We start from the raw sequence: 26,273 nt of genomic DNA, 5'->3' as shown, positions 1-26,273 counted from the left end.
TTCTCGATGAAATGGTTTTACGATCTCAAGATTTCAACCAAGCTGGTTGGCTCGTTCTTGGTGGTGCTGGTGTTGACCGCCGCCATGGGGGGATACGCCATCCTCCAACTGGGTGCCGTCAATCAGGCTGCCCAGGACATCAGGGGCAACTGGATGCCGTCGATGCGTGCCGCCTCAGGCATGCGTTTCTTCATCGCAAGCTACCGCTTGCAAGAGTACCGCCATCTGGGCACCGACAGCAGCGATGAAAAGGTCCAGGCCGAGCGCGAAGCGGCAGACGCCGCGCAGCAGTTCGAAACGCGTGTCAACACCTACCAGCAACTGCTCTCGAATGACGAAGACCGTCAGTTGCTGGCGAGCGTCACCAGCGCATGGAGTGCCTACCAGGCCACCAGCAAGCGCTTGTTCGAGCTGTCCCGGCAGAACCAGACAGACCAGGCGCGAACGGTCTTCAGTGGGGAATCCAAGACTCACTACGACGAACTGACGAGCCGTCTGCAAAAAATGGTCGAGCTCAATGCCGCAGGCGGCGCCGCTGCCGGCGACAAAGGCACCGCGCTGTACGAAAATTCACGGCTATCGATCGTTGTGGCGCTGGTAGTGGCGCTGCTGATCAGCCTGACACTGGCGCTGCTGATCGCACGGATCGTTTCTCGTCCGCTGCGCCAAGCCGCGAGGGCGGCCGAACAACTGGCCGAAGGCAACCTGAACGCCCACATCGAGCCGGGTGCCAAAGATGAAACCGGCATGGTACTCAACGCCATGCGCAACATGGTCGGCAAGCTGACGCATATCATCGGAGAAGTCCGCAACGCGGCCGACAATCTGGCCAGCGCGTCGGAGCAAGTCAGTGCCACGGCCCAATCGATGAGCCAAGCCACCAGTGAACAGGCCGCCAGCGTCGAGGAGACGAGTGCGTCGATCGAGCAGATGAGCGCCAGCATCAATCAGAACACCGAGAACGCGAAGGTGACCGATGGCATGGCCAGCAAGGCGGCCAAGGAAGCCACCGAGGGCGGCGAGTCGGTTCAACAGACCGTGGTGGCGATGAAGAAAATCGCTCAGCGCATCAGCATCATTGACGACATTGCCTACCAGACCAACCTGTTGGCGCTGAACGCGGCGATCGAAGCCGCTCGGGCCGGGGAGCACGGTAAAGGGTTCGCCGTTGTTGCCGCTGAGGTGCGCAAGCTGGCCGAGCGCAGCCAGGTCGCGGCCCAGGAAATTGGCGAGCTGTCGTCCAGCAGTGTCGACATGGCGGAAAAAGCCGGTCAGTTGCTGGGGGAAATGGTCCCGTCCATCAACAAGACGTCCGATCTGGTGCAGGAGATCAGTGCGGCTTCGGAAGAGCAGGCCGCGGGCGTCGCTCAGATCAACACCGCCATGACCCAGCTCAATCAGGTCACCCAGCAAAACGCGTCCAGCAGCGAGGAACTGGCGGCCACGGCCGAAGAGATGAACAGTCAGGCGGAACAATTGCAGCAGGCCATGAGCTTCTTCGTCCTGGATTCCAGCCCTCGCGCCGCCGCGCCGGCCGGCCCGCAGGACGGTGCCGCAAGCATGCCGCGTCAGCCCGTGCGCAAGGTGCAGCCGCCGCGCAAGGCCGTGGCCTACGCCATGGAAAGTACATTGGACGAGTCGGAATTCACGCGTTTCTGATCGCAGACGCGAGCGGGTCACAAGGAGAACGAAATGGGCGCAGTGATGACGACGCGTGATGCAGCGGTTGGCGAAGACGAAGGCGCGCAGTACCTGACCTTCATGCTGGGGGGGGAAATGTTCGCCCTCGGCATTCTCGGGATCAAGGAAATTATCGAGTATGGCAGCCTGACCGTGGTGCCGATGATGCCGGACTTCGTGCGCGGCGTGATCAATCTGCGCGGTGCGGTGGTGCCAGTGATCGATCTGTCGGCCCGCTTTGGCCGGGCGAACTCAGCGATCACTCGACGCTCCTGCGTGATCATCCTCGAGGCAGGCTCCGGAACGGGTCAGGCGCAGGATGTCGGGTTGCTGGTCGATACCGTCTCGGCGGTGCAAGAGATTCCGGACGCGCAGATCGAGCCACCGCCCAGCTTCGGCGCACGTATTCGTGCCGATTTCATTGGTGGGATGGCGAAGGTCGATGGCAAGTTCGTGATCGTGCTGGAGGTGGACAAGGTGCTCTCCCTCGACGAGATGTCCAGTCTCGCGGAAGCCGCTCAAACGCCTGCTCTCGATTTCAATCCACGCTAGGGTCGAGCCATGCCACACAACGCATCGCTCGATGACCGTGAGTTCAGCCAGTTCCAGGCCTGGTTGCACCGGGCTGCGGGGATCAACCTGTCGCCGGCCAAAAAAGCGCTGGTCGCCGGCCGGTTGTTCAAGCGCCTCAAACACTATGAACTGAAAAGCTATGGCGATTATTTCAAGCTGATCATGACCGATCAGCGTAAGGACGAGTTGCAGGTGGCGCTCGATCTGCTGACGACCAACGAAACCTATTTCTTCCGTGAGCCGAAGCACTTCGAGTTTCTGCGCCAGCACGTACTGCCCGGTGCGGCCCCCGGCAAAGTGTTCCGCATCTGGAGTGCGGCCAGTTCGTCCGGCGAGGAACCCTACAGCCTGGCGATGACCCTGGCCGAGGCGCTGGGCACCACGCCATGGGAAGTGATCGGCTCGGACATCAGCACCCAAGTACTGGCCAAGGCGCGCACTGGTCATTACCGCATGGAGCGAATCGGCAACCTGCCGCAGTCGCTGCTGACCCGATACTGCCTGAAGGGGATTGGCCGCCAGGCGGGCACGTTCCTGATCGAACGCAGCCTGCGTAACCGGGTGAGTTTCATTCAGGTCAACCTCAATGAAGCGTTGCCCAATCTGGGCGAGTTCGACGTGATTTTCCTGCGCAACGTGATGATCTATTTCGACCCGCACACCAAAAGTCAGGTCGTCGCACGCCTGCTGCCGCTGCTGAAAGCGGGCGGCTACTTGATCATCAGCCACTCCGAAAGCCTCAACGGCGTGAACGACACGTTGAAGCTGGTGGCGCCGTCCATTTACCGCAAGCCATGAAGAAGCCTGTCGGCGCGGCCGAAGTGATCCTGGCACCTGGCGACGTGAGCTTCGCCACCCAGCCAACTCGCCTGCGTACCTTGCTAGGCTCATGTGTGGCCATTACCTTCTGGCACCCACAGCGGCACATCGGTGGCATGTGTCACTTCATGCTGCCGGCGCGTGCGCGCCATGCTCAACCCCTCGATGGCCGTTATGCCGATGAAGCGCTGGAAGTGCTGTTGCGTCATGCCCGCGCCAACGGTACGCGGGCTGAGGATTATCAGGTCAAGCTGTTCGGCGGCGGCGAAATGTTTCCCGGGCAGCCGCCCACGCTCCCCATGCAGGATGTCGCCCGTCAGAATGTGCGGGCGGCGCTGGCCCTTGCCGAGCACCATCATTTGAAGCTCATCGCCCAGGACCTGGGCAGTACGGGCTACCGCACGATCATGTTCGACCTGTGGAACGGCAACGTTTGGGTGCGGCACAAACCAATGGGAATACTCCGAGACAATGCCTAACAGAAAAATCAGCGTGCTATTGGTCGATGACTCAGCCGTGGTGCGTCAGGTGATGCTGGCGATCCTCAATGACACGCCGGATATCCATGTGATGGGGGCCGCCTCCGACCCGATTTTCGCCATGGACAAACTGGCGCGGGAATGGCCGGATGTGATAGTGCTGGATGTGGAAATGCCGCGCATGGACGGCATCACCTTCCTGAAGAAAATCATGAGCGAGCGGCCCACCCCGGTGCTGATCTGCTCGTCGCTGACGCAGAAGGGGGCGGAAACCTCCCTGCAAGCGCTGGCGGCGGGCGCGGTCGAAGTGATCGCGAAACCGGAAACCGGTCTGAAAAATTTCTTGCTCGAATCAGCGAACGAGCTGGTCGCCGCGATCCGCGCCGCAGCCCTTTCCAACGTCAGCAACCTGGGCAGGCGCAGCGTCCGCGCCGCGTCACCGATGGCGCCGCCCGGGAAGCTCACGGCCGATGCAATCCTCCCGGCTGCCAATGGCCAAGCCATGGCACAGACCACCGAACGCCTCGTCGCCATCGGCACCTCGACCGGTGGCACCCAAGCACTGGAGGCCGTTCTGACGGCCTTACCGCGGGTCTGCCCCGGCATCGTCATCGTGCAACACATGCCGGAGAAATTCACCGCCTCGTTTGCCGACCGCCTCAACAGCATCTGCCAATTGGAAGTCCGCGAAGCGCGGAACAGCGACCGCATCCATCCGGGGCTGGCCCTGATCGCGCCAGGCGGCAAGCACCTTATGGTCACGCGCAGCGGGGCCTTCTATCACGCGCAGGTGATCGACGGTCCGCTGGTCAATCGTCACCGGCCTTCGGTGGACGTGCTGTTTCGCTCGGTGGCCAAATCGGCCGGCAAGAATGCCACCGGCATCATCATGACGGGCATGGGCGACGACGGCGCGCGAGGGCTGAAAGAAATGCTCGACGCCGGTGCCTCCACCGTGGCGCAGGACGAAGCGAGCTGTGTGGTGTTCGGCATGCCCAAGGAAGCCATCAAACTCAACGCCGCGCAGCGCATTCTGCCGCTGGACGCGATTCATCAGGCAATCCTGCACAAATGAAGTGACGCCCACTGCGCCTTTGGATGGGCCAGTGGGGCAGGTCATCGCAAAGCGCGGCCCCATCACGTCCTGACACGATGCCCTATCGATAAGCCAGTAGCACGGTTGTCCGGGATGATTGCACGATCCTCCACCGAGGCGAACCAATGCCTGTCGTATGTGCCGAAAGCGTGAGACAACGCTGGACGTCATCACAGGAGGGCACGGTATGTCGCCGCAGGCACGCTTGGCGAATCTCATCTCACGTCGGACCATCGGGGACGGCACGTTCGACACGCCCGTGTCAGCGGTAACGTTGATTCGCTGGTCGGCGCCCAGCGAGCCGATGCCCGCCATCTACGAGCCGACCGTCTGCTTCGTCGCGCAAGGCCGCAAACAGGCGAGCGTGGGCACCACCACCTTGACGTACGACTCTGCCCGCTACCTGATTGCCTCGATCGCTCAACCGGTCATGGGCTCGGTCGTCGAGGCCAGTGCAGAAAAGCCTTATCTGTGCTTGCAGATCAACCTCGACAAAAAAGAGATCGCGGAGCTGGCCGCGCTCCATCCCTCGTCTCTGGACCCTGATTCTCCGCCGCTGGGGCTGGCGATCAACGACGCGCCCCCAGAATTGACCGATGCGGCCATCCGCTTGTTGGCATTGTTCGATGCGCCCCAGGATGTCCCGGCGCTGGCGCCGCTTATCTTGCGCGAAATCTACTACCGGCTGTTGACCGGCCCCAGCGGCAGCCTGCTGCGGCACATGGTCCACAGCCAGAGTCAGTTCCAGCAGATCAGTCGGGCCATTTCCTGGATACGACGGCATTTCCGCACCGCCTGCCGAATCGAGGATGCCGCTGAAGTGGCCGCCATGAGCCGGTCAAACTTTCACCGGCATTTCCGTGCGGTGACCTCGCTCAGTCCCCTCGCGTTTCGTCTGCAGTTGCGCATGCAAGAGGCGCGAAGGTTGATGCTGGCCGAAGGTCTCGACGCCGCCAGTGCCGGTGCGCGGGTTGGCTACAACAGCCCCTCGCAATTCAACCGCGACTACTGCCGAATGTTCGGCGCACCGCCAGGACGGGACGTGGCCCGGCTGCGGGAGTCGGGGAATTACTACTGCATGGCCGTTTCCGAGCCGAACACCTGAGTCGCGTCTGGCGCGCGTCGGCCGTCAGACCTGTTTTTTCAAATGAAGACAAGTATCGTCCTGGGAGGAAGAGCAGATGAAATACAAGACATTGGGCAACACCGGCCTGCTGGTTTCGCAACTGTGCCTGGGCACGATGACGTTCAGCGACGGCACCGGTGTATACGAACACATCGGCAATGTGGACCAGGCTGGTGCCGATGCGTTGGTCAAAGCCAGCGTCGAGGCGGGAATCAATTTTTTCGACACGGCGGACGTCTACTCGGCTGGGGCAAGCGAGCGCACCCTCGGGCAGTCCTTCAAGAATCTGGGCATCGCCCGCCACGAAGTGGTGCTGGCGACCAAGGTCTATAGCCGCATGGGGCCGGGCCGCAACGACGTGGGCGCGTCGCGTGGGCACATCATGGATGCGGTCGATGCCAGTCTCAAACGCCTGGGCACGGACTACATCGACCTGTACCAGATCCACGCCACCGATACGCTGACGCCCCTCGACGAAACCCTTCGCGCATTGGACGACCTGGTACGGCAGGGCAAGGTGCGCTATCTGGGCGTGTCGAACTGGCAGGCATGGCGGATCGCGACGGCCTTGGGCGTGTCCGCGCGGCTCAATCTGCAACGCTTCAATACCCTGCAAGCCTATTACTCTGTCGCAGGGCGCGATCTGGAGCGAGAACTCAAGCCGTTGCTTGAGGCCGAGAAGATGGGATTGATGGTCTGGAGCCCGCTGGCTGGCGGCCTGCTGTCGGGCAAATTCAGCCGTGACCACCAGACGCCCGTGGGCTCACGCCGCTCGACCTTCGATTTTCCCATCGTCGACAAGGCGCGCGCCTGGGACGTCATCGATGTGCTCAAACCGCTGGCCGAAGCGCATGGTTGCAGCCCAGCGCGCATCGCGTTGGCATGGCTGTTGGCCAAGCCGGTCGTGACGTCCATCGTAGTGGGCGCCAAACGCCTCGACCAATTGGAGGACAACCTCGCGGCCATCGACATTGAGCTGAGCCAGGATGAAATCGCCAGGCTCGACGCCGTCAGTGAACTGCCGCCTGAATACCCCGGCTGGATGCTCGACACCCAGATGGCCGACCGCCTGGGCCCCGTGGACCTTTGGGCCGGCAAAACCTCATGACGTGGAGTGCCAGCCGTCCGGGGAGGCCTCTTGCACGCTGCCTCAATCGGGCTCACTGGCAAGTTTCGCCTTTGCGGGGAGGGGACGTTTGGGCGTTTCCCTTGTGAAGGGTCGCGTCCGAACACCATCGATTCCTGCCCGAATGCTTGGCCATGTACAAAAAAGCGTCGGCTGATTTGATCATGCCGGCGGCATCGGTGGGTTCCTTCGCGGGCGTTACCGCTGCGACCCCGGCGCTCGCTGTCACAATGCCGAGCGGGTGGTCGGCATGATCGATGTTCAAGGCGCGAACACGCTGGATCATGTCCTCCGCCACCTAGCCCGCTCCTGTTGCATCCGTTCCCGGCAGCAGCACGGTGAACTCTTCACCCCCGTAGCGAACCGCAAGATCGGCTGGCCGTTTCAGCGCCCCTCTGATGACCTGCGCGACCTGCTGCAGGCACGTGTCTCCGGCAGGGTGGCCGTACCGGTCATTGAAGCGTTTGAAGTAGTCAACATCGAGCATGATCAGCGCCATAGGCTCTTCTTGACGCTTGGCCCGCTCGATCTCCTGCTCCAGGACCATGTCCAGTTTTCGGCGGTTACCCAATCCTGTCAGGCTATCCGTCGGGGCCATATCCTGAAGCGTTTGGTGGGCCGCCCTGATTTCCCGCTCCAGTCGACATCTGGCTCGCAATTGCGCCAGCACGATGGTGCCAAAGCTCGCGAGAAAGCCCATCAGCACCAGCAGCACCATCGCGGTTTTGAACAGGTCGTGGCGCCATGGACCGATGAACGACTCGCGCGACAGCCCGGCCTCCACGACCAGGGGATAGGAGCTCAGCGCGCGGTACGCCTACAGCCTTTGCGTGTTGTCGATGACGGCCCTGACTTCCGCGACCCCCTCGTTGGATTGCGGCAGATAACGCGTAAAAATTTCGCTCCGGGCCAGGCTTTCCTCCGTTGCAGGGGAGATGAAAGGTCGGCGCACGAGCACTTCACCGCTGCGTAACGCCAAAACCAGGGCGCCCTTGTCGTCAATCTTGAAGTCCCCGTAGAAATCCAGGAAATAACTCACCTTGAGGGTGCCGAGCAGAACGCCCCCGAACGAACCGTCGGGTTTATCGAGGCGGCGAGACACGGGGATGATCAGCTCACGGGAGGATCGGCTTCTCACCACTTCGCCGATCCGTATGTCCCTCCCGGGATGCGTGCGGTGATAGTTGAAATACGCACGGTCGGAATTGTTCGCCGTTTCAGGCGTGATGTACTGATTGGTGACGATCCAGGCCCCATTGGGCGCGTAGACGAACAGGCCCTGCAGTTGGGGCATGATCCTGGTTTGCTGATCCAGCAATGCCCGTATGCGGGGTATGTCGATGTTTTGCAGCCCATCGCCCTCAATCCGTTCGCGCAGTTCAGCCGTCAGCACATCCACTTGCCGAATGGCGTCCTCGGCATGTTGTGCTGTCGCCCGGGCGAGGTTTTTCGCAGAGTCCTGAGCGGTGACATACGCATGGCGGTAATCGCGCCATGATCGCCAACCCTCCACCGCCAGAAAACTCGAGACCATCAGGAGCATGAAGGTCAACGTCATACGGAACACGGCCGATGCGCGGCGTCCGCTCGGCATCAGGCCTTCCTCTGCAGTGGTTCCTGCTGCGAAGTGCTTTTCCTGGCGTCCTGGCATCGAAACCTCCCTGGCCAATTCAATCATAGCGTCAGGATGCATGCGCGTTACCGGGTAGACACCAAGTGCGGTTCATAACTCAACGCAAAATCGCGTTGCGCGCTCTGCGGTACGGCATTCCATCTCGAAGCGCGCTTGCACGAACGTTACAGACTGAGGGGGGCAGCGCACTCCATCATCGCCAGCCAGCCCTTAGGAGTTGCCCATGTTTGATACCAAGATCGCTTTCATCGTCCGCAACGACCTTGCTCACTGGCAACGGATGAATGTCGTGGCTTTTCTCGCAACCGGCATCGCCGGCTCCACGTGTTTCCGATTGGCTGTGAAGCCGAACGGCACGATTCTCTTACGCCAGACGCCGCATTGCGCTCGCCAAATGCGCACGGGCGCTTTCAGGGTCGCCCTGGCGCATTTGCTCGTACGCGCGTTGCGCGATGTCGTGGGGTATTGGCTTGAGGTCTCGCTGCGTGGACATCGCCAGCAGTTGCACCTGGGCGGCGCGCTCCAGATAGTAGAGGTCGTCCCAGGCTTCGGCGATGGTCGGGCCGGCAACGATTACGCCGTGGTTCTTCAAGAACAACACGTCGGCTTCGCCCATGACACCGGAAATGCGGTCACCTTCAGACTCGTCGAGTGCCAAGCCGTTGTAGGCCTCATCGACCGCCGTGCGCCCGTAAAACTTCAACGCCGTCTGCCCCAGCCATAACAGCGGAGGTCCCTGCAGTGAACACAACGCCGTGGCGTAGGGCATGTGCGTATGAAACGCCACTCTGACCCTGGGCAGTCTCTGGTGAAGGCGTGCGTGAATATAGAAGGCCGTGGCCTCGGGCTGGCCTTCGCCAGCGACCACCTGGCCATGGAAGTCGCAGACCAGCAGGGTCTCGGCGCGAATTTCCTCGAATGCATGCCCATAGGGGTTGACGAAAAACACGTCATCGCGCCCCGGCACCATGGCAGAGAAGTGGTTGCAGATGCCTTCTTCCAGACCGTGCCGCGCTGCCAATTGAAAGCATGCGGCCAACTCCGCGCGCGCAGTGACGATGGCGGGCGACTCGAGATCCAGGTCGGCGTAGCGGGCGGTACGGATACCGCCTTCAAGGGTGTGCGCCATGGCAATGACTCCGTGGGTTACCAGCCAAGGGATTCGAACAGGGGCACGACTTGATCCAGCGTGCTCACGGTCGCATCCGGGCGGTAGTCGGGCAGTAATTTCCGACCCGTACCGCGGTCGATCCACACGCAGCGAAACTGCATGTCGCGTGCGGCGGTGTGGTCCAGGTGCGGGCTGGCACAGATGTGCACCACGTCTTCACGTTGCACGCCCAGTTGCTGGTGAGCATAGTCGAACAGACGTGGATCGGGCTTGTAGGCACCCGCCTGCTGGGCGGTGATGACCCGGTCAATGTGCCCACCGAGCTGCGCGACGTTGCCGGCAATGATGTCGTCGTCGGTATTGGACACGATGCACAGGTTGAAGCCCATGGCCTTGAGGCGCTCGAGCGTATCGAGCACTTCGGGGAACGGCGGCATCTGGGGAATGGCCTCGGCCAACCGCTGGCTGTCCTCGGCCGAACCGGGCAACCCCAACTCTTCCAGCGCAAGCTGCAACCCCAAGGTACTCAAGTGACGGAACGAGCAGTGAGGCGGCGTCTGCTCCAGCCGATGCTCGTGCCGGTCGTACACCCCGATCAGGCGATGGACATCGACATCGTGCTGGCCCTTGGTGCCAAGAATTGTGGCGGCGACCCTCTGCAAGCCCTCGTCCCATTGAATCAAGGTGCCGTAGCAGTCGAACGTCAGCCATTGGGGACGTGCGGTATTTTCGAGTGTCATGCTGTTCTCCTCTATCGAGAGATTCAGCTTACGAGCGAATGCCGTTAGCGGGAAATTAAATTAATATGCGCGACTCAGTGGAAAAACGAATATCAAGGAACTGCCATGCTCGACCTTGAACTGCTCAAAACCTTCGTGTGCGTGGTGGATGAGGGCAGCTTTACCCGAGCTGCTGAACGGGTCCATCGCACGCAATCGACGGTCAGTCAGCAGGTGCGCAAGCTGGAAAAGACGGTCGGCCACACGCTGCTGCTTCGCGACCGCACGGGGCAGAACATCGCCCTTAACCCACAGGGCGAAATGCTGATTCAGTACGCGCGGCGTCTGTTGGCCATCTCGTCGGAAGCGCTGGACGTGCTTGCCAGCGATTGCGATCTGGAAATCCTGCGTGTCGGCGTGCCGGAAGACTTCGACTCACGGCGCATGGCAAGCCTGCTGGCAGGATTCAATCTGGCCTGCCCGCAGGCACGCCTGGAAACCATCAGCGGCATGAGCATCGAACTCAAGCAGAAGCTGACGGCAGGAGAGATCGACATTGCGTTGGTCAAGCGGGAACCTAACAGCGGGCCCAGTTGGGCAAGCTGGCCGGAACGGCTGGTGTGGGTGAGGGGGGTGGAGCACTGTTTTGCCCAAGGTGTGCTGCCGCTGGCCTTGTTTCCGCAAGGCTGCATTTATCGGCAACGGGCCATTCGCTTGCTGGATGTTGCGCAGCGGCCATGGCGGGTTGCGTTCGGCAGTCATAGCCTGACAGGCATCCAGGCCGCCGTGGCCGCTGGACTAGCCGTCTCGGTACTGCCGATTTCGGCGGTCTTGCCAGAGCACACGCTGTGTACCGACCTCCCCGAATTGCCGCCGACCGAGCTGGCGCTGATCAGCCGCGACGGCGCGTTGACCGGCTTGCAGCGAGCGCTGGTCGAGTTTTTGCGACAGGCACTGGGCGAATCTCCTGAGCCAACGCGCACTTGATGTCCGTGTGCATTCTCGGCATTACGAACCGGGGTGTCTTCCTGCCCAGCTTTACTTGAAGCTCGCGGATGGGCTTGGGTGTACGGGGCAGGTAATCCAAGACGGTGTGGTTCGACGCTTACACGCGAAAGGGGTGATTCCGAGGGTGTTTCGGTTAATCGAGACCTTGGCGTCTACCTGCAATGCGCCGCTCACTCCAGCCTCGGCGGATAACCGAACCGTGCTTTGTAGGCATGGGTGAAATTGGCCGGGTCTGCGTAGCCGACACGGTACGCGACCTGCGCCACTTGCCATTTGCGTTCGCGCAACAACTGGCGAGCCACTTCCAGGCGACGGTCGCGCAGGTAGTGCAGCATCGACCTGCCAAAGGCCTGCTTGAAGGCGCGGCGCAGCGTGGTTTCCCCTACACCCAGCATGCGTGCCAACTCTTGGCTGGCCGGTGGATGGGCAAGGTTGTCTTCAAGCCGTTGCCGGGCTTCGTGTGCCAGCTCGCGCTGGGCTCGAGTCTGGCCTTGGAGGCGGCTTTGCGGGCCGCCCAGGTGCACGGCCAGTTCCACCAGTACCGCCAGGGTCAGGCTTTCCTGATGCAGTCTGCCCAGTGCGCCGTGGTAAGGCGTCTGATACAAACGCTCGAACAGCGAGCGCAGCGCCATGCAGCGGGGCAGTGGCGTGAAACGAACGCCGTCCTGTTGCAGACGCAGCAGGGGCAACAGCGTGGTGTCACCTTCCTCGGCCTGTTCATGTATGAACGAGCCGGCAATGCGCAGCCCCGCCAGCCGTGCGTGGCTGCCGGCCGGTAGGATGTCGACCGCTTCCATCGGCTCGCTCAGGCCCAGGCTGATCGTGGCTTGCGGCGTATAGTGATTGGGCGTGCGGCGATCGATACTGTGGCTCCATCCCCCTTCGAGGACCTGCACGATGCACAGGCTGTCGGGCAGCACCTTGTGGATGCGCAGAGGTTCGGTAAACCGTAGGTCGCAGTCGAAATACTGCATCGACGGGCGCACGGTTCGCGCTTGATAGTGGCCGCTGGCACTGCCGATGATCTCCCGCGCGGACGCGTCGAGGATGTTCGACCGGCTCAGGGGTTGTGGGCCATCGAAGAACACTTCGGTGTCGTGGTAAGGGGTCCAGCTCTGCATGGCGTTCAATACTGGCTAACGGCTATTTGACGTCAATCCGACAACGGGGCCGCAGTATAGTGCGGGTGATGCTTTTTTAACCAATACCTGTGACCGATGGCCATTCACTTGTGAGATGCGGTCAGCCATCTTGCCGATTCGGTGACTGTGGCTTATCAGGTGTCCTCACTCTGTTACCGAGGACACTGGCATGTTCCTGAGCACCTGCGTACGCGTACTTACCCTTGGCGTGCTACTGCTGACTTCCGCTATCACCCTGGCCGATGACGCCCGCCCGGAAGTGGCCGAGAAGGTTATGGCTTATCAGGGCGAGCAAGGCGTGAAGGTATGGACGCTGCGCATCGGTGCCCGCGGTGCCAACGAGGCATTGGTGCAGGTGGAAGGGGTGGACCATGACTGGAACCTGCGCATCCAGAAAATGAACGTGGAAAAGACCGCCAAGGGCACGCGCTACAGCACCGAGGCCAACGGCCAGAAGTTCGTGGCGTTGATCCTTCAGGACGGCTATGGCGAGCTGTATCTGCCTGGTGAAAGTCAGGAATTGAACGTGGGCTACAGTGAAGGGCTGTCGTCACAGGGCGACGCCCAGGCGTTCCTCACCGACTACCTGAACCAGAAGTGATCATGTCCACCCCATCACGCAGGCTGCGGCTGCTGGCGTTTCTGTTTCTGGTCCCGCTAGGGCTGATGCTCTATGCACTGCTGCAAGACGGTCGTGTGCACTGGGCGTTGAGCGACGAGCAGCAAATGCGCGACTGGATCGTGGCCGCCGTAAAAGACCCCGCACATCTGTTGCCCATTCACCACCGCTTGACCGGAGGCCATGTAGGTGCCGAGTCCATCGTGCCGTACATGCAAAAGGAGATTGCCCGTATCGTGCAGGACCACGGCTGGCTGACGCTGCGTGGGGGCCTCGCGCACCTGGCTGAGCTCTGTGCGCTGGCAGCCGCCCTGACCGGTGTGGCGCTGTTGACCAAGCTCAAGTACGACGCCCTGCGCTCAATGCGTTCACAGGACTACATGCTGCAGCACTTGACGAAGGCCTGGCGGCGGGTCACCCAACTGATCTTCCTTGATGTGGCGTTGTTGGTAGCGGGGGTCAGCCTGTGTCTGCTCTACGAAATGGCCTGGGCCTACAGCCACTGGGACCGGGGTGGGGCGATGGCGCTGCTGTTCACTCTGCCGCTGTGGGGGGTATTGACTGGTGGCGTGCTGGTGCTGCGCAGCATCCGTAAGCGGCTCACACCGCTGGAGGCACCTGCAATTGGGCTGTTGGGTCGTGAGTTGCCACGCGAGCACGCACCGGGTCTGTGGCGCTGGGTAGCTGGCATTGCCCGCAAAGCCAATGTGCCTTCCCCGGACCATATCGTGGTGGGCGTCGATCGCTCCTGGTTCGTGACCAGCAGCCCGGTGTTTTTGCAGTCGGCGCAGGCGCCGTTGCTTGGGCACACACTGTACATCCCGCTCACTTACGCCTCGGCCATGAGCCAGGACGAAGCGGCTGCGGTGGTGGGGCACGAACTGGGGCACTTCGCGTCCGGCGACACGAAGAAGGGCTCGCAGCTGTCGTCACTGTTCCACAGCGTGCGGTCACGCATCCACACCCTGCTCGAAGACAATGACAGCGACACTCTGCTGGTCGGGCCAGGCATCTGGATATCGCTGTACTTCCTTGAGCAATTCGATCATGCCTTTCATCACTGGAGCCGGCGGCAGGAGCTGGCCGCCGACGAAGTGGGGGCACGTGTGGCCGGCGCCCGTATGTTCGCTATTGCCTTGCTGCGAGTGTGTGCCTTGTCCGAGCTGATCGACCTGCTGCTGGCCAGCCCGCAGACCCGCAACGTTGTGCAAGCGCTCAACATTCACTTGGGGCAGCACGCGTTGCCGCTCAGCCCCCACACCCTCGAACACCGTGTCGAGCACCCCTTCGACACTCATCCACCCACCTTGCAGCGCGTACACCACCTCAAGGTGGCACTGGACGACGACTTACTGCGTCAGGCGTCCCGTCCGGCCAGCGAGGCCGACAGCCAGTGGTTCAATCAATTGCTCACCGAAACGACACACGCCGCGTGACCGGCACGGAGACTCGACCCATGAATCAACCCTACCAACCTGGCAGCGCTACCGATCTCGCTGCATCGCTGACCGACGAATACAACCAGGCCATACGCACCGAAGCCGAGGACGCCGCTGACACCTTGCAAAGCTTCATCGAGTCGGTGCCCGACAAGACCGAGTTCACCTCTTCGCCCAGCGTGAAATACGTCCTGCCCATCGCCGCGCTGGTGATGGCACTCCTGGCCTGGGTGGTGCTGCGTGACATGGGCGGGGAGCACCGTCCAAGTGAGAAGGGAAGCGTGACGGGCTTGATTTTCTGCCTGGTCGGGGTTGCCGTACTGGTTGCTGCCAGCTGGGCCAACCGCCACTCAGGCAAGTTTGTGTTCATGACCCTGGATCACCGTCAGCTACGTGTGCACAACCTGAAGCAGCCGATCGATCTGCTGCAGGTGGGGCATGTGAGCTACAAAAACGGCGGTTGGGTGGAATCGTTGATGCTCGAACTCGGCCCTGACTCCGGCGAGAACGCGCACCAACGCAAGGTCAGCTTCCAGTTCTCCAAGGCCCTGTTGACGCGCACTGGCGGTACGCCCAAGGTACGTATCATGTCCGTGGGCTACCGGGTCAACGGAAAAACGCTGCGCGATGACCAACTCATGGGCGTGATAGAGAGTTACTTGAATGTCGCTCGCGCCGAGCAGGAGCTGGCAGCGCTGCGTCAGCGTCAGGCGGGTTTCGTCGGAAGCCCGCATGGATCGCCGCAGGGCTGTCGGCCGCAGCGGTGAGCGCTTCGCCATACGCAACTGAGCACTTGCCGCTGGATCGTTGGTTATCGCTGCGCAACCGCGATCAATGCGGTAGATGGAATGGGCAAGACAGGATTATCGCCAGCCATTTCCCTGACGTGCGCAATCACTGTTGCCTTTTCTGTGTCGGTCAGGCTCGTCCAGTCGGGTGACACTCCAAACAGCGTGTCAGGGTTATCGAGCGACTTCACATCCAGCTGATAGGCATGTGTCACGCTCTCGATGACAGGATCCCGAAATTCGGCGGCGATTAATTCGCGGGCGAAATCCAGTGTGTTGCCCAACGCTTTTACCGCCTCGGGCATCACCATGCCCTTGCGATCCGGGAAAAGCTTTCGCCTGGCATTTCCCAATAAAAGAAACGTCGCCGCACCCGTTTCTTGCCACTTTTTGGCCGCCTTGAGGATCCTTGAGCGGCATCAGTTGCCGACAGACGCCCCCTCTGAAGGGTTGCTTTGGGTCGATAGCGGCCTCAAGATTGAGTGTCACGGTCGCGGACTGGCTTCAGCACTATCGATCCCCCGATCAACTCGATCCTCAAGGAATCACCCAAACCAACGTGCATTTCTGCAAGGAGATCCGGAGGGAGATCAATGATGACGTCTCCGCTGTTATCACCCGGATCTTGGCATTTTACGACTGCCCGCACGGATTCACTCGGTGTATTTGAAGGAAGCGAGGCCCGGCAGACCCTACTCAAAGCAATCCTCGACAACCTTGCGGAGTCCGACTTCAAGACCTTGGCCGATGACGCTCTGACGGATCTGGTGCCCACGATCGACAGCCTGGAAGATGCATCACGACTGATGCCAGGACTGGAAGGCAATGCTGGGGCGTGGGCGTGGCTAAGAGCGCACCCGATCCAGTTTTCCTCACTTGGCAATGTGATGAGTCTCTCAGAGCTCGTGCGGCTGATCGAATGGCGCTGCATCAAGATCAATTTGCCGATGTTGTCGCTGGTATGCGCTAAGTCAGAAGGTGGGCAGGGCAGTAAAAGCTCCAAGACCGAGGCTGGGGATGTGGGCGTCATGTCCTTTCGGAGACTGCAGGCTTTGGGCGTCGATGGGCTGATCGATTTGCTGTTGTCGCACGCCGACGAGTTCGTCGCCGCACTTCTGGATCAGGCAGCCCCCTTGGATGAGTCCAGCGAATCGCTTGCGAGTTTACTGGCAGAGCTGGACACGTTTAACGATCTCGCGACCAGACTCTTCGATCACACCACATGTGAGCTACGGTCGATCCAGGACGCCCCAATGCATCTGTGGGCCAAAGCACTTGAGAGTGATCGCTTTACCGCCAAATCTGACGCCGTATGGACTTATTTTGATGAGATCATCGCAACTGAGCGCCATGCTGCGGGCGATGAAAGCGGGCTGAATCCGGCGACAGTGTTCGCTGGTTTTATCGCTCGGAATGCACTCCAGCTCAAGGGCAACCTTTGGCAGTCAACCAGCGAAGACTTGGCGCTGCTGCAGTATCTTCTACGCTCTTCCGATATCAGCAACGACGTGCTCAAGGCATTGCTCGATGGCGTCGTGCTTCGAGACCTATCGGTGCTGAAAGACAAAATGCCTGAGGGACGCTGGGTCATGCTGGTGACTTCAACGTTTTTGCCATATAGCTCGGAAGTCCGAGACGTAGTTCTGGCTTCATGCCGGCACCTTGAGGGCCAATACTTGGCTGAACGGTTGAATCTCGCGAAAGCAGAGGTCGATATCGGCTCGCTCCAGCTTGAATCTATGATCACGCTAAGCAAAAGCAACGCGCTGCCACTCACCCAGAAAATCCAGATGTGGTCAGGGCTTACTTTGGAGGTGATTGAAAGCAGACCTGAAGCGGTTTCAGAGCTCGGTCGCGTGGCGACCCTGGCCAACCAAGTGGGCGAAAGGTTTGCTGATTCGCTGATGCCTGTGCTGCGAAATCTGGTACGCAGCGCAAGCTTAACCTCGGAGCATCGATCTGAAATGCTCGTGCAATGTCTCCCCGGGATGAAGTGGCCTGACGTTTCGGCAGCGCTCGCGTTACTCGATGATGCGGACTTCAAAACCGTGAGCCACAAGGTGAAGAAGATCAAGGTCAGAAACACTGAAACGAACTGGAGATTGCTCAGCGCGCTGAAGGCCGGGAACTACCTGGCAAAGCTCACCCAAGAGGACGACATCATCATCGCGACCACTAGGCCCTCATCGATGACTGATCAGGACGGCTGGCTATAGGCGCTCGTCGACGGGGAAATGGATCTTTGGCGCAATTGATGTGTTTCTTGCCCTGAATGGCTCTTTGAAAGCCTGGTTATGCAAGCGGAGCGCGCCGGCGTGAGGTTGGAAGCCCGCAGGGTCGAGACGGCCGCTTGCGGACGGCTTGATTCACGACAGCCAAGCTCGCAGAGCCACGCCAAGGTCTCATTTCCCTGATCAGTGGCATGAAGTTGGTCAGTCGCTCTCGCCAGACGTGCGACTCACCAACATGAACGTCAAGCCGCGAATCTTCTCCGAGGCCCCGGAGATTTCAGGGTCAGCTGACCCAGCCGCACTGTCGGCCAGAGTGTTCCTGACAGAAACCAGGATCCTTCCAAGGGCTTTGGAGTTGAAGGAGTGCGCGTTGTCTTTTGGAAATATTGGGATCGATGGGAGAGGGTGAAGGTGAAGGTGAAGGTGAAGGTGATCAATATTCAGGTAATGCAGGTAACGCTCGAAAACTTTGTCGAAATGGGGTGACAACGGACACCAGCCATCTTTGGCTGATCGGAATTCAACCCATCGGCCGTCCGCCCGACGGTGGAATTGGTCGAGATGGCCGGGCGCTCGGGCGTTGCCCATAATGCTCCACAGCTGGCGACCCGAGTATCTGGCAATGACCAGGTACATCTCAATTATTCGATATTCATGCACGCCCATGAAGTTTGGAAGGGATCTCAGCACCCATTCAAGCTCTGTGTCGGTCAAGAATCCTACCGCCGTGGGCTTCTTGAAAGAGAGCTCAGGGAGTGCTTTCGCGGCAACGTTTTCGCGAGTAGCTGACGAATCTTTAAGGTAGAAATCCAGAAATTGGGTTGCGCAGCGAATCTCTCGTTTCCAAACGTTTTTCTCTATTTCGCCATCATCACCGACAGAACGAAAATCAAGGAATGGGCGCCATACCGAATTGATCGACCAATGCTCATATTCGACGCCAGGCTCTGGCACGTAGCGCAGTTGAGACCCGGTAACAGTCCAGGCCTTTGGTGGATTTACGACAAATTCCGCGTAGTTTTCGAAGTCGGTACGGCGCCAGTCAATGAGGGACACGCCATGCGCAAAGCTCCAGTTGAGCATTTTCTCCAGGCCAATGATGCAGCTGTGGTACTTACGGTGGGGATTCTCTGCACCCCAGTTATGAGCGATCCAATTTACGAATCTGTCGACGTACCAGATGTTGGTGAAGGGATTGGCCGCAGGATCGATCATGGCCACCCGATCAGACACGGCTATGTTTGTAGGAAAGCGCTGAACCTGATTAGGCCTCCAGTACACGTACGGAGGGAAAATCGGGAATGGGATGAACGGCCGAGTCATGGCGCAACCAGGAGGCTAGAATGAATGATGGCTTCTTAAGCTGTAGCACAAAGCTGCGGCATTGCCATCGTCGAATCGCTGTTGGTGATTTGGTGAATCCAACCGGAGTTTAGTGAGGGACGATGATGAGGAACGGAATGAGGAAGGTTGGCCAAGCTACTGATTTTTTAGGAGCGGAGGTTTGTGGGGATTTGACCGGAGGTATGTGGGATTGGACACAAACAGACAAGCTAACGTGCGATGTCTGATTTAACATAATATACATTATACGAACCCCTGATTCATCGTCTGGAGGAAAGATGCCCAGATGAAGCCAGGTCGCGGTCACACCGCAGAGCCGCACGCTCTCTGCTTTGTGCCCGCCCCCTTTGCGGACTGGGAAAAACGCTCAGAACGCATCAGGGAGTCACGCATAACGATTGTCGCTAGACACTCGACCCTGTCAGCTCAAAACAGAGACGACGCTAAGCGAGGAGATATCGAAAAACTCCTGATAGCTGAAGCCCTCAGGCCAGAGATACAAAGAATCGGAGTGCTTAAAAACAGAAACGCCAAGGCTAAAACCTAAAACCAGACCAACAAAGCGATAGGTATAGGCAGGCTCCTCATCAACAGCCGGGCAAAACTGATCAAAACAAACGCGCTTACCAACCAAATCAGATGCTAGAAACGGAGATTTTGAGGGGTCAGAACATGATATTTTTTCAAGATGGAAGCCGTTAGAGCTACGAACGTCTGGAGATGGAGCGCACGAAATATCGTGGGTTAAGGTAAAATTTGCAGCGTCCATATATTGATCCTCTCATGATCATAAATGGAGCAATCAAGGGGGTTGCAGCCCTCTTGATTGCTATTTTAGGAAAACATCAGGTACTGAAGAATCACCACAAAATGGCTTGCCTATATCAATGCCAAGCCTGCGCAACCGAGCACGATTGACCTTCACAGCGCTTTTGTGGAGGTCAAAAACCTCCCCCTCAGACCAGCGGATAAGATAGATAAGCGAAGCATTTGCAGATGCATCGCTAGTCACAACTCCGTCAGCTAGAAGTCGAGAGTGAACATCAAGAAGCTTTATCGGCATAGATTAAAGTCACTTAAGCTGTATGGCCTCTCATACTATACAGAATAAAAAAAGACCGGCAATAGCAAAAGAGAATTCAAGAGAAAAGGCGTCGTCCGAAAGACAAAACGAGCAAAAAAACCACCAAAGCAAAATCAAAGGCAAAAGCCCCTTGAGGGAAAGCCGGAAAGGCAAAATCGGAAGGCAAAAAAAACAGAAAAGTCCGGATGTCCATACCAAAGTGGGGGTGTAACAGCACCCCCACCCCGCCAGATCCAAAACCGCAGGAAAGCGCAATGCTCGCAAAATGGATTTTCATCATGATTTTGGACGGAAAAGCCCAGATCATTTCTGAGAAGCCTACAGAGGCGCTTTGCAGGCAAGCCATGATCAGAATCATGGCAGTCGAGCGAGAGAAAGGCGTGAGACCAGTAGGCGGCTGCTACATCCTGACGACCGAATAAATCAAAAGCGCCTCCGGCGGCGAGCCCTTTGCTCGAGCGGCGGGAGTCCAGGGGAAAAGCACCCCTGAACACCCACCTCAGAGGATAAAGGGGACGAGGACGGTAAAGGGTGCGCTTCGCCCGGGTCTCCGTTTATCGCGACGATGAAGCGTGTCACGACAAGCCGTGGACGCGGCCCTTGACCTGAGACGGATCGGGGAAGGATTTGAAGGGAAAAGCGCCATAGCGGGCTTGTGGGGCCTCGTATAATGGACGTTATGGCTAAATCCGTCACCGGGTGCTTCGCGATTTTCCCGGCGCCGGATTCTGGCTGTTCGCCGCAAGTACCATAACGTCAATCACATTATACGTAACAATGTGTTTCGTTTTAAGGGAGGCCTCTTGAGAATTTCACAAACCAATCAACCCCTCCATATCACTCCAACCTGGTCATCAACCACACCTGCCGTTATCCCCGGATTATTCACTCACATCCCAATCATCGTCGCCACATTCCCCACACGACTACACGCCGGACCACTTCGTCAAGATTCTCGCCCACGATGTTTCGCGCATCCCGCATCTCTGCACCACCAGGATTTACCATGTCTTGCGCTGAAACAATCATCCTGCGTGCGCAAGTTTTAGTGCATCGGTGTCCGCTCGCCAGGCGTTTGCAAATTCAGCGCTGTGCGGCGCCGCTGCTAGCGACAGTCGTCGCTTGGCAACGAGATGAACAGGCAGCGCCATAATCGTCAAAGCGCTGAATTCGTTGCATTTAAAGAACAGAAGTCGCGGTAGACTTCATCAAGCCGGGAAATGTCATCGACGAAGATGTACGTAAGCGTATGAAACGACCGGAAAACATTTGGTGATACGGCTGTTGATCCAGGCCCGTTTGGATGATGTTTAACGTCTGCCTCAGCTATTTGGAGGATGCTGGTGCAAAATTGCAATATCCGATAACTGTCAGACCCGGATATCGCACATTGTTGCTCACCGGATCTGCTGCCGCCTAACCAGCAGATCCGGGCCAATCTCTTCAAGGCGGCTCAGCCCTAACATCCCGATATCATTCTTGGGGCGGCGTTAATACACTCGGCGCGGCTGTTTCGGCGGTTTTGGCGGTCGCATTGACGTCCGGGGACGGGGTGTAGATCGTTCGGCTACAACGGGGAACCCACCAGGCTGCGCCTGATCCAGCCATACAGGTTAAATCCCTCACGCGACAACTCGCTGTCGGCCCGCCGGCACAGGTAATAGCCGCGCCCGTCATCGACCGTGGCGTCGAACAGCTTCACCAGTTCACCACTAGCCAGATAAGGTGCCACCAGCGGCTCGCGCAGCAACGCACAGCCCAGCCCGGTCAGGGTCGCGGTCAACGCCAGTTGCCCATCCTCGAACAGCAAGCCGTTGAGCGCTGCCGGATGCCGTACGCCCTGCGCCTGAAACCATTGCGCCCAGGTCCCGCGTTCTTCGTCGTGCAGCAGAGGCAGATCGGCCAGCGCGTCAGGCGCCTCGATCGGGCCGTGGCGCTGCAAAAACGCCCGGCTGCAAAACGCGGCCATGGCGCCGGAAATCAGCGGCTCGCTGTGGTAGCCCGGCCAGTGCCCGGTACCGAACCGAATCGAGATGTCTGCCGCGTCACTCGGGTAGCTGCGGTGGTTGGCGTAAGTGACATTGATGTCCAGTCCGGGATTCTCGCTGAGAAACGTCGGCAGGCGGGGAATGAATAGGTTGATACCAAACAGCGGGATCAGGCTGATGGTCACCTGGCGCATCGCCGATTTTTCCCGCACATGGTCCGTGGCGCTGCGCAGCACGGCAAAGGCTGAGCGAATGGCCCGGTAATACTCGCGCCCTTCTTCGGTCAGGATGAGGTTGCGCCCCTGCCTGAAGGTCAGCGGCTGCTGCAAAAACTCCTCCAGCAAACGCAACTGATGGCTGATGGCCGACGCCGAGATGTCCAACTCACGGGCAGCGGCGTTAACACCGCCGTGCCTGGCAAAGGCTTCGAATGTGCGCACTGCACGCAGCGGCGGATCATTTTCTAACTGTTCTGTATTTTTCATGTATTGAGGATAATCTAAAAATAATACGCTGAAAACAGGCCTGTATCTGCGAGAAAATCGCTTTTCTCTTTCGTTATAAGCATAGCTCTTTCAGATATTTGATAAATATAGAACATATCATTACTGTGGCGCGTCTTTCTGGCCGACGCTACGCGCGCGGTCTTTACGCCGAATGAGGCTTTACCGCAACAATGGATACCCTGATACAGCAATTGCTCAACGGCCTGATGCTCGGCAGCTTGTATGCCCTGATCGCGCTGGGCTACACCATGGTCTACGGGATTCTGCGCATCATCAACTTCGCCCACGGCGACCTGTTGATGATGGGTGCCTTGATCGGCCTGTCGATCATTCGTTTCCTGCAAGCCCTATTCCCTTCCCTGCCCGGCTTGTGGGTGTTGTTGCTGGCGACCCTGGGCGCCATGGCCGCCTGTGCGGTGCTCGCGATGCTGATCGAGCGCGTGGCGTATCGGCGTCTGCGCAACGCGCCACGCCTGGCGCCGCTGATCAGCGGCATCGGCGTGTCGCTGCTGTTGCAGACCGTGGCCATGCTGCTGTGGTCACGCAACCCGCAGATGTTCGTGCAGTTGCTGCCGCTGGACCCGATCGAAATCACCGCAGGCGACGACAGTCACGCGCCTGCCATCACCAACGCCACAGCCATCGCCACCGTCGGCGTTGCCCTGGCGCTGATGGCTGCGTTGCTGGTGCTGGTGAACCACACCCGCCTGGGGCGCGCGATGCGAGCTGTGGCAGAGAATCCGCAAGTCGCAAGCCTCATGGGCATCAACCCTGACCGGGTAATCATGCTGACCTTCGCCATCGGCGGTGCGCTGGCGGCACTGGCCGGCATCATGATGGCCAGCAACTACGGCAGCGCGCACTTCTACATGGGCTTTTTGCCCGGTATCAAGGCATTTACCGCAGCCGTTCTGGGCGGCATCGGCAACCTCAAAGGGGCGATGGTCGGCGGCATTCTGCTGGGCCTGATCGAAGCCTTGGGCACGGGGTATCTCGGGGAGGCCACGGGCGGCGTGTTCGGCAGCAATTATCAGGATGTGTTCGCCTTCATGGTGCTGATCGCCGTGCTGGTGCTGCGCCCTTCCGGCCTTCTGGGCGAACGACTGGCGAGCCGCGCATGACTGTCGAATCGATACTGTCCCCCTCCGTACCCCGCGCGAAAATCGGCCTTGTGCTGTTCACTGTCGCCTTGCTGTTGGCCCCGTGGTTGTTGGGCCAGGCAGGCGGCAACGCTTGGGTTCGCACGCTGGACTTCGCGCTGCTGTACATTATGCTCACACTGGGCCTGAACATCGTCGTCGGTTACGCCGGGCTGCTCGACATGGGCTTCATCGCCTTCTATGCCGTGGGCGCGTACTTGACGGCGCTGCTCACCTCGCCTCACTTGCTGACTCAGTTTCCGGCACTGGCGGCTGCCCTGCCCGATGGCTTGCACACCCCACTGTGGTTGACCCTGCCGCTGTCGGCACTGTTGGCCGCCGGGCTGGGTATACTGCTCGGTGCGCCGACGCTGCGTCTGCGCGGCGACTATCTGGCGATTGTCACCTTGGGCTTCGGCGAGATCATCCGCATCCTCATGCGCAACCTCGACCGTCCTGTCAATATCACCAACGGCGCCAAAGGCATCGCCTCGGTGGACCCGGTGCACCTGTTCGGCGTGAACCTGGCCCGCACGCAGGAGTTGTTCGGCCTGCGCATGCCCTCGGTTTACCTCTATTACTACCTGTTCGCCGTCGCAATGGTGCTGATTCTGTTCGCCTGCATCCACTTGCAGCAGTCGCGCATCGGCCGCGCCTGGCTGGCGATTCGCGAAGACGAACAGGCCGCCGAGGCCATGGGCCTCAACACCCGCAACCTGAAATTGCTGGCGTTCGCCATGGGCGCCGGGTTCGGTGGTATCGGCGGTGCGTTGTTCGCCTCGTTTCAGGGCTTCGTGTCGCCCGAGTCGTTCAGCCTCAACGAGTCGATTGCCGTGCTGGCGATGGTGGTGCTGGGCGGCATGGGCCACATCCCCGGCGTGATCCTGGGCTGTGTGCTGCTCGCTGCGTTGCCGGAAATCCTGCGCGCCAGTATGGGCGCCTTGCAGCAAACGCTGTTCGGTCAGGTGCTGGTGGATCCGGAAATCATCCGCCAGCTGTTCTACGGGCTGGCCTTGATTCTGGTCATGCTGTATCGCCCAGCGGGCCTCTGGCCTGACCGTCATGGAGGTGCGCGATGAGTACCGCACTGTTGCAGATCGAACACGTCAACAAGCACTTCGGCGGTGTGGCGGCGTTGTCCGATGTCAGCCTAAGCATCGAAGCCGGGCATATCCACGGCCTGATCGGGCCCAACGGCGCGGGCAAGACCACGTTCTTCAACGTCATGACCGGGCTGTACCGCGCGGACGCCGGACGTTTCAGCCTCGCCGGTCAGACCTATCAACCGTCGTCGGTGCACAAAGTGGCGCAGGCGGGCATTGCCCGTACGTTCCAGAACATTCGCTTGTTCAACGCCATGAGCGCGCTGGAGAACGTGATGGTCGGCCGTCACATCCGCACCCGCAACGGCCTGTGGGCGGCGCTGACCCGTCATCGGCGCGCCCGCCAGGAAGAACAGGACACTCGTGAGCGAGCTCACCAGTTGCTGGACTACGTGGGCATCGGGCACTTCGCCGATTACCGCGCCGACAGCCTGTCTTACGGCCACCAGCGACGTCTGGAAATCGCCCGGGCACTGGCCACCGAACCGCGCCTGCTGGCCCTCGACGAACCTGCTGCCGGGATGAACCTCAGTGAAAAGCAGCAGTTACGTGAATTGCTGGAAAAAATCCGCGACGACGGCCATACCGTGCTGCTCATCGAGCACGACGTGAAGCTGGTGATGGGCATTTGCGACCAGTTGACCGTGCTCGATTACGGCCAGGTCATCGCACGGGGCGCCCCCGATCTCGTCCGCCAGCACCCCGCCGTCGTTCAAGCCTATCTGGGAGCCAGCGCTCATGTCTAACACCTTGCTGAATATTCAGGGGTTGAGCGTTCATTACGGCGCCATCGTTGCGGTGAAGTCGCTGGACCTGCACATTGCCGAAGGCGAACGGGTCACCCTGATCGGTGCCAACGGCGCGGGCAAGACCTCGACCCTTAAAGCCCTGACTGGCCTGCTGCCAATCAGCGCAGGCCAGATCCGGTTCGCGGGCCGCTCGACGCAGGGCGCTGCCGCACACGACTTGCTGCGCCAGGGTATCGCGATGGTGCCCGAAGGCCGGGGTGTTTTTGCCCGCATGAGCGTGGTGGAGAACTTGCAGGCGGGCGCCTTCCTGCGCCGCGATCAGGCGCAGATAAAAGCCGAGATCGATCACTGGCTGACCCTCTTTCCTCATCTTCAACGCCGCGCCCGGCAGCCTGCGGGCCTGCTGTCCGGTGGCGAGCAACAGATGCTGGCGCTGGCCCGGGCATTGATGTCGCGCCCGCGCCTGCTGGTGCTGGACGAACCGTCGATGGGGCTGGCGCCGATCATGGTGGAGAAGATTTTCGAGGTCATCGACCGCGTCTGTGGTCACGGCATGACCCTGCTGCTGGTGGAGCAAAACGCCCGTCTGGCGTTGCAGGTCTGTCAGCGCGCCTACGTCATGGACAGCGGCCGGATCAGTCTGCAAGGCGCTGCGAAAGACCTGCTGGACGACCCATTGGTCAGAGCCGCCTATCTGGGCGAATGAATCCGAACCGCCACCGGGCCTCCGGAGCCACTTAAAACCAGCGCTCATCAAGGGCGCGATCTGCC

Annotated in this window: 25 protein-coding genes and 2 pseudogenes; 17 read left to right on the top strand and 10 right to left on the bottom strand. The window is 59.8% G+C overall.

What is annotated here, in order from left to right; translation table 11 throughout:
* Positions 1–6 precede the first annotated feature (6 nt).
* The 7 genes from ACI2KB_RS22315 (at position 7) to ACI2KB_RS22285 (ending at position 6,881) form a co-directional block, all read left to right on the top strand.
* Complete coding sequence (locus ACI2KB_RS22315; protein WP_404638009.1) at positions 7–1,659, top strand: methyl-accepting chemotaxis protein; 1,653 nt, start codon at positions 7–9, stop codon at positions 1,657–1,659.
* A gap of 33 nt (positions 1,660–1,692) precedes the next feature.
* The gene (locus ACI2KB_RS22310; RefSeq protein ID WP_404638007.1) at positions 1,693–2,232 is read left to right on the top strand and encodes a chemotaxis protein CheW; all 540 of its coding nucleotides are present in this window, start codon (positions 1,693–1,695) and stop codon (positions 2,230–2,232) included.
* Positions 2,233–2,241: 9 nt separating this feature from the next.
* Positions 2,242–3,051 carry a CheR family methyltransferase gene (locus ACI2KB_RS22305; protein WP_404638005.1) on the top strand — a complete coding sequence of 270 codons (810 nt, stop codon included), beginning with the start codon at positions 2,242–2,244 and terminating at the stop codon, positions 3,049–3,051.
* The gene (gene cheD, locus ACI2KB_RS22300; protein ID WP_404638003.1) at positions 3,048–3,551 is read left to right on the top strand and encodes a chemoreceptor glutamine deamidase CheD; all 504 of its coding nucleotides are present in this window, start codon (positions 3,048–3,050) and stop codon (positions 3,549–3,551) included. The genes ACI2KB_RS22305 and cheD overlap by 4 nt, the downstream gene beginning before the upstream one ends.
* Positions 3,544–4,626, top strand: coding sequence for a chemotaxis response regulator protein-glutamate methylesterase (locus tag ACI2KB_RS22295; RefSeq protein ID WP_404638001.1), 1,083 nt, complete (start codon positions 3,544–3,546; stop codon positions 4,624–4,626). Before cheD ends, ACI2KB_RS22295 begins: the two co-directional genes overlap by 8 nt.
* Positions 4,627–4,834: 208 nt before the next feature.
* A complete protein-coding gene (locus ACI2KB_RS22290) occupies positions 4,835–5,752 on the top strand; it encodes an AraC family transcriptional regulator N-terminal domain-containing protein (RefSeq protein WP_404637999.1) in 918 nt (305 codons plus the stop codon).
* Positions 5,753–5,828: 76 nt separating this feature from the next.
* Positions 5,829–6,881: an aldo/keto reductase gene (locus tag ACI2KB_RS22285; RefSeq protein ID WP_404637997.1), complete on the top strand. Its 1,053-nt coding sequence runs from the start codon at positions 5,829–5,831 to the stop codon at positions 6,879–6,881.
* Positions 6,882–6,933: 52 nt separating this feature from the next.
* Here ACI2KB_RS22285 and ACI2KB_RS22280 read toward each other — a convergent pair.
* Positions 6,934–8,493 (bottom strand): annotated as a pseudogene (locus ACI2KB_RS22280) (diguanylate cyclase).
* Positions 8,494–8,755: 262 nt separating this feature from the next.
* Here ACI2KB_RS22280 and ACI2KB_RS22275 point away from each other — a divergent pair.
* Positions 8,756–8,842: pseudogene (locus tag ACI2KB_RS22275) on the top strand (DUF2000 family protein); the annotation flags it as partial.
* Between the two features lie 54 nt (positions 8,843–8,896).
* Here ACI2KB_RS22275 and ACI2KB_RS22270 read toward each other — a convergent pair.
* Both ACI2KB_RS22270 and ACI2KB_RS22265 read right to left on the bottom strand, forming a co-directional pair.
* Positions 8,897–9,661 carry an aldolase gene (locus tag ACI2KB_RS22270; RefSeq protein WP_404637995.1) on the bottom strand — a complete coding sequence of 255 codons (765 nt, stop codon included), beginning with the start codon at positions 9,659–9,661 and terminating at the stop codon, positions 8,897–8,899.
* Positions 9,662–9,678: 17 nt separating this feature from the next.
* A complete protein-coding gene (locus tag ACI2KB_RS22265; RefSeq protein WP_404637993.1) occupies positions 9,679–10,383 on the bottom strand; it encodes a haloacid dehalogenase type II in 705 nt (234 codons plus the stop codon).
* Between the two features lie 105 nt (positions 10,384–10,488).
* Here ACI2KB_RS22265 and ACI2KB_RS22260 point away from each other — a divergent pair, with 105 nt between their 5' ends.
* Positions 10,489–11,349: a LysR family transcriptional regulator gene (locus ACI2KB_RS22260; RefSeq protein WP_404637991.1), complete on the top strand. Its 861-nt coding sequence runs from the start codon at positions 10,489–10,491 to the stop codon at positions 11,347–11,349.
* A 191-nt stretch (positions 11,350–11,540) separates the two neighbouring features.
* Here ACI2KB_RS22260 and ACI2KB_RS22255 read toward each other — a convergent pair whose 3' ends face one another.
* Positions 11,541–12,491 carry a helix-turn-helix domain-containing protein gene (locus tag ACI2KB_RS22255; protein ID WP_404637989.1) on the bottom strand — a complete coding sequence of 317 codons (951 nt, stop codon included), beginning with the start codon at positions 12,489–12,491 and terminating at the stop codon, positions 11,541–11,543.
* 190 nt (positions 12,492–12,681) lie between these two features.
* Between ACI2KB_RS22255 and ACI2KB_RS22250 the strand changes: the two genes are divergently transcribed.
* From ACI2KB_RS22250 to ACI2KB_RS22240, 3 genes are read left to right on the top strand one after another with little or no spacing between them, the layout of a single operon-like run.
* Entirely contained in the window at positions 12,682–13,113 is a 432-nt protein-coding gene (locus ACI2KB_RS22250) for a hypothetical protein (protein WP_404637987.1), read from the top strand.
* 2 nt (positions 13,114–13,115) lie between these two features.
* Positions 13,116–14,567 (top strand): M48 family metallopeptidase, encoded by a 1,452-nt coding sequence (locus tag ACI2KB_RS22245; RefSeq protein ID WP_404637985.1) that lies wholly within the window; start codon positions 13,116–13,118, stop codon positions 14,565–14,567.
* Positions 14,568–14,587: 20 nt separating this feature from the next.
* Positions 14,588–15,337, top strand: a complete 750-nt coding sequence (locus tag ACI2KB_RS22240) for a hypothetical protein (RefSeq protein ID WP_404637983.1) — start codon at positions 14,588–14,590, stop codon at positions 15,335–15,337.
* 44 nt (positions 15,338–15,381) lie between these two features.
* Here ACI2KB_RS22240 and ACI2KB_RS22235 read toward each other — a convergent pair whose 3' ends face one another.
* On the bottom strand, positions 15,382–15,669 hold the full coding sequence (locus ACI2KB_RS22235; RefSeq protein ID WP_404637981.1) for a hypothetical protein: 288 nt from the start codon (positions 15,667–15,669) through the stop codon (positions 15,382–15,384).
* A gap of 282 nt (positions 15,670–15,951) precedes the next feature.
* Here ACI2KB_RS22235 and ACI2KB_RS22230 point away from each other — a divergent pair, with 282 nt between their 5' ends.
* Positions 15,952–17,574 (top strand): hypothetical protein, encoded by a 1,623-nt coding sequence (locus tag ACI2KB_RS22230; RefSeq protein WP_404637979.1) that lies wholly within the window; start codon positions 15,952–15,954, stop codon positions 17,572–17,574.
* Positions 17,575–17,790: 216 nt separating this feature from the next.
* Here ACI2KB_RS22230 and ACI2KB_RS22225 read toward each other — a convergent pair whose 3' ends face one another.
* The 5 genes from ACI2KB_RS22225 to ACI2KB_RS22205 form a co-directional block, all read right to left on the bottom strand.
* A complete protein-coding gene (locus ACI2KB_RS22225; RefSeq protein WP_404637977.1) occupies positions 17,791–18,804 on the bottom strand; it encodes an integrase in 1,014 nt (337 codons plus the stop codon).
* Between the two features lie 550 nt (positions 18,805–19,354).
* A complete protein-coding gene (locus tag ACI2KB_RS22220) occupies positions 19,355–19,702 on the bottom strand; it encodes a hypothetical protein (protein WP_404637975.1) in 348 nt (115 codons plus the stop codon).
* A 60-nt stretch (positions 19,703–19,762) separates the two neighbouring features.
* A complete protein-coding gene (locus ACI2KB_RS22215; RefSeq protein ID WP_404637973.1) occupies positions 19,763–19,996 on the bottom strand; it encodes a phage/plasmid replication protein in 234 nt (77 codons plus the stop codon).
* Between the two features lie 76 nt (positions 19,997–20,072).
* Entirely contained in the window at positions 20,073–20,375 is a 303-nt protein-coding gene (locus tag ACI2KB_RS22210) for a hypothetical protein (protein ID WP_404637971.1), read from the bottom strand.
* Positions 20,376–21,584: 1,209 nt separating this feature from the next.
* Positions 21,585–22,490, bottom strand: coding sequence for a LysR substrate-binding domain-containing protein (locus ACI2KB_RS22205; protein WP_404637969.1), 906 nt, complete (start codon positions 22,488–22,490; stop codon positions 21,585–21,587).
* Positions 22,491–22,681: 191 nt separating this feature from the next.
* On the opposite strand from ACI2KB_RS22205, the gene ACI2KB_RS22200 reads away from it, so the two are divergent.
* From ACI2KB_RS22200 to ACI2KB_RS22185, 4 genes are read left to right on the top strand one after another with little or no spacing between them, the layout of a single operon-like run.
* On the top strand, positions 22,682–23,632 hold the full coding sequence (locus ACI2KB_RS22200) for a branched-chain amino acid ABC transporter permease (protein WP_404637967.1): 951 nt from the start codon (positions 22,682–22,684) through the stop codon (positions 23,630–23,632).
* A complete protein-coding gene (locus ACI2KB_RS22195) occupies positions 23,629–24,729 on the top strand; it encodes an ABC transporter ATP-binding protein (protein ID WP_404637965.1) in 1,101 nt (366 codons plus the stop codon). The genes ACI2KB_RS22200 and ACI2KB_RS22195 overlap by 4 nt, the downstream gene beginning before the upstream one ends.
* Positions 24,726–25,499 carry an ABC transporter ATP-binding protein gene (locus ACI2KB_RS22190; protein WP_404637963.1) on the top strand — a complete coding sequence of 258 codons (774 nt, stop codon included), beginning with the start codon at positions 24,726–24,728 and terminating at the stop codon, positions 25,497–25,499. The genes ACI2KB_RS22195 and ACI2KB_RS22190 overlap by 4 nt, the downstream gene beginning before the upstream one ends.
* On the top strand, positions 25,492–26,208 hold the full coding sequence (locus ACI2KB_RS22185; RefSeq protein WP_404637961.1) for an ABC transporter ATP-binding protein: 717 nt from the start codon (positions 25,492–25,494) through the stop codon (positions 26,206–26,208). Before ACI2KB_RS22190 ends, ACI2KB_RS22185 begins: the two co-directional genes overlap by 8 nt.
* Positions 26,209–26,273 lie beyond the last annotated feature (65 nt).

This window comes from Pseudomonas sp. NPDC088444 (assembly GCF_044900175.1).
GTDB lineage: Bacteria > Pseudomonadota > Gammaproteobacteria > Pseudomonadales > Pseudomonadaceae > Aquipseudomonas.
The sequence above is the reverse complement of the archived record's forward strand: the minus strand, read 5'-3'. Positions and strand labels throughout refer to the sequence as shown.

What these genes read in the sequence shown, in the direction of transcription:
- ACI2KB_RS22315 (WP_404638009.1), top strand. Translation starts at nt 7, where the DNA reads ATGAAATGGTTTTACGATCTCAAGATTTCAACCAAGCTGGTTGGCTCG.
- ACI2KB_RS22310 (WP_404638007.1), top strand. Translation starts at nt 1,693, where the DNA reads ATGGGCGCAGTGATGACGACGCGTGATGCAGCGGTTGGCGAAGACGAA.
- ACI2KB_RS22305 (WP_404638005.1), top strand. Translation starts at nt 2,242, where the DNA reads ATGCCACACAACGCATCGCTCGATGACCGTGAGTTCAGCCAGTTCCAG.
- cheD (WP_404638003.1), top strand. Translation starts at nt 3,048, where the DNA reads ATGAAGAAGCCTGTCGGCGCGGCCGAAGTGATCCTGGCACCTGGCGAC.
- ACI2KB_RS22295 (WP_404638001.1), top strand. Translation starts at nt 3,544, where the DNA reads ATGCCTAACAGAAAAATCAGCGTGCTATTGGTCGATGACTCAGCCGTG.
- ACI2KB_RS22290 (WP_404637999.1), top strand. Translation starts at nt 4,835, where the DNA reads ATGTCGCCGCAGGCACGCTTGGCGAATCTCATCTCACGTCGGACCATC.
- ACI2KB_RS22285 (WP_404637997.1), top strand. Translation starts at nt 5,829, where the DNA reads ATGAAATACAAGACATTGGGCAACACCGGCCTGCTGGTTTCGCAACTG.
- ACI2KB_RS22270 (WP_404637995.1), bottom strand. Translation starts at nt 9,661, where the DNA reads ATGGCGCACACCCTTGAAGGCGGTATCCGTACCGCCCGCTACGCCGAC.
- ACI2KB_RS22265 (WP_404637993.1), bottom strand. Translation starts at nt 10,383, where the DNA reads ATGACACTCGAAAATACCGCACGTCCCCAATGGCTGACGTTCGACTGC.
- ACI2KB_RS22260 (WP_404637991.1), top strand. Translation starts at nt 10,489, where the DNA reads ATGCTCGACCTTGAACTGCTCAAAACCTTCGTGTGCGTGGTGGATGAG.
- ACI2KB_RS22255 (WP_404637989.1), bottom strand. Translation starts at nt 12,491, where the DNA reads ATGCAGAGCTGGACCCCTTACCACGACACCGAAGTGTTCTTCGATGGC.
- ACI2KB_RS22250 (WP_404637987.1), top strand. Translation starts at nt 12,682, where the DNA reads ATGTTCCTGAGCACCTGCGTACGCGTACTTACCCTTGGCGTGCTACTG.
- ACI2KB_RS22245 (WP_404637985.1), top strand. Translation starts at nt 13,116, where the DNA reads ATGTCCACCCCATCACGCAGGCTGCGGCTGCTGGCGTTTCTGTTTCTG.
- ACI2KB_RS22240 (WP_404637983.1), top strand. Translation starts at nt 14,588, where the DNA reads ATGAATCAACCCTACCAACCTGGCAGCGCTACCGATCTCGCTGCATCG.
- ACI2KB_RS22235 (WP_404637981.1), bottom strand. Translation starts at nt 15,669, where the DNA reads ATGGTGATGCCCGAGGCGGTAAAAGCGTTGGGCAACACACTGGATTTC.
- ACI2KB_RS22230 (WP_404637979.1), top strand. Translation starts at nt 15,952, where the DNA reads ATGATGACGTCTCCGCTGTTATCACCCGGATCTTGGCATTTTACGACT.
- ACI2KB_RS22225 (WP_404637977.1), bottom strand. Translation starts at nt 18,804, where the DNA reads ATGATCGATCCTGCGGCCAATCCCTTCACCAACATCTGGTACGTCGAC.
- ACI2KB_RS22220 (WP_404637975.1), bottom strand. Translation starts at nt 19,702, where the DNA reads ATGGACGCTGCAAATTTTACCTTAACCCACGATATTTCGTGCGCTCCA.
- ACI2KB_RS22215 (WP_404637973.1), bottom strand. Translation starts at nt 19,996, where the DNA reads ATGCCGATAAAGCTTCTTGATGTTCACTCTCGACTTCTAGCTGACGGA.
- ACI2KB_RS22210 (WP_404637971.1), bottom strand. Translation starts at nt 20,375, where the DNA reads ATGATTCTGATCATGGCTTGCCTGCAAAGCGCCTCTGTAGGCTTCTCA.
- ACI2KB_RS22205 (WP_404637969.1), bottom strand. Translation starts at nt 22,490, where the DNA reads ATGAAAAATACAGAACAGTTAGAAAATGATCCGCCGCTGCGTGCAGTG.
- ACI2KB_RS22200 (WP_404637967.1), top strand. Translation starts at nt 22,682, where the DNA reads ATGGATACCCTGATACAGCAATTGCTCAACGGCCTGATGCTCGGCAGC.
- ACI2KB_RS22195 (WP_404637965.1), top strand. Translation starts at nt 23,629, where the DNA reads ATGACTGTCGAATCGATACTGTCCCCCTCCGTACCCCGCGCGAAAATC.
- ACI2KB_RS22190 (WP_404637963.1), top strand. Translation starts at nt 24,726, where the DNA reads ATGAGTACCGCACTGTTGCAGATCGAACACGTCAACAAGCACTTCGGC.
- ACI2KB_RS22185 (WP_404637961.1), top strand. Translation starts at nt 25,492, where the DNA reads ATGTCTAACACCTTGCTGAATATTCAGGGGTTGAGCGTTCATTACGGC.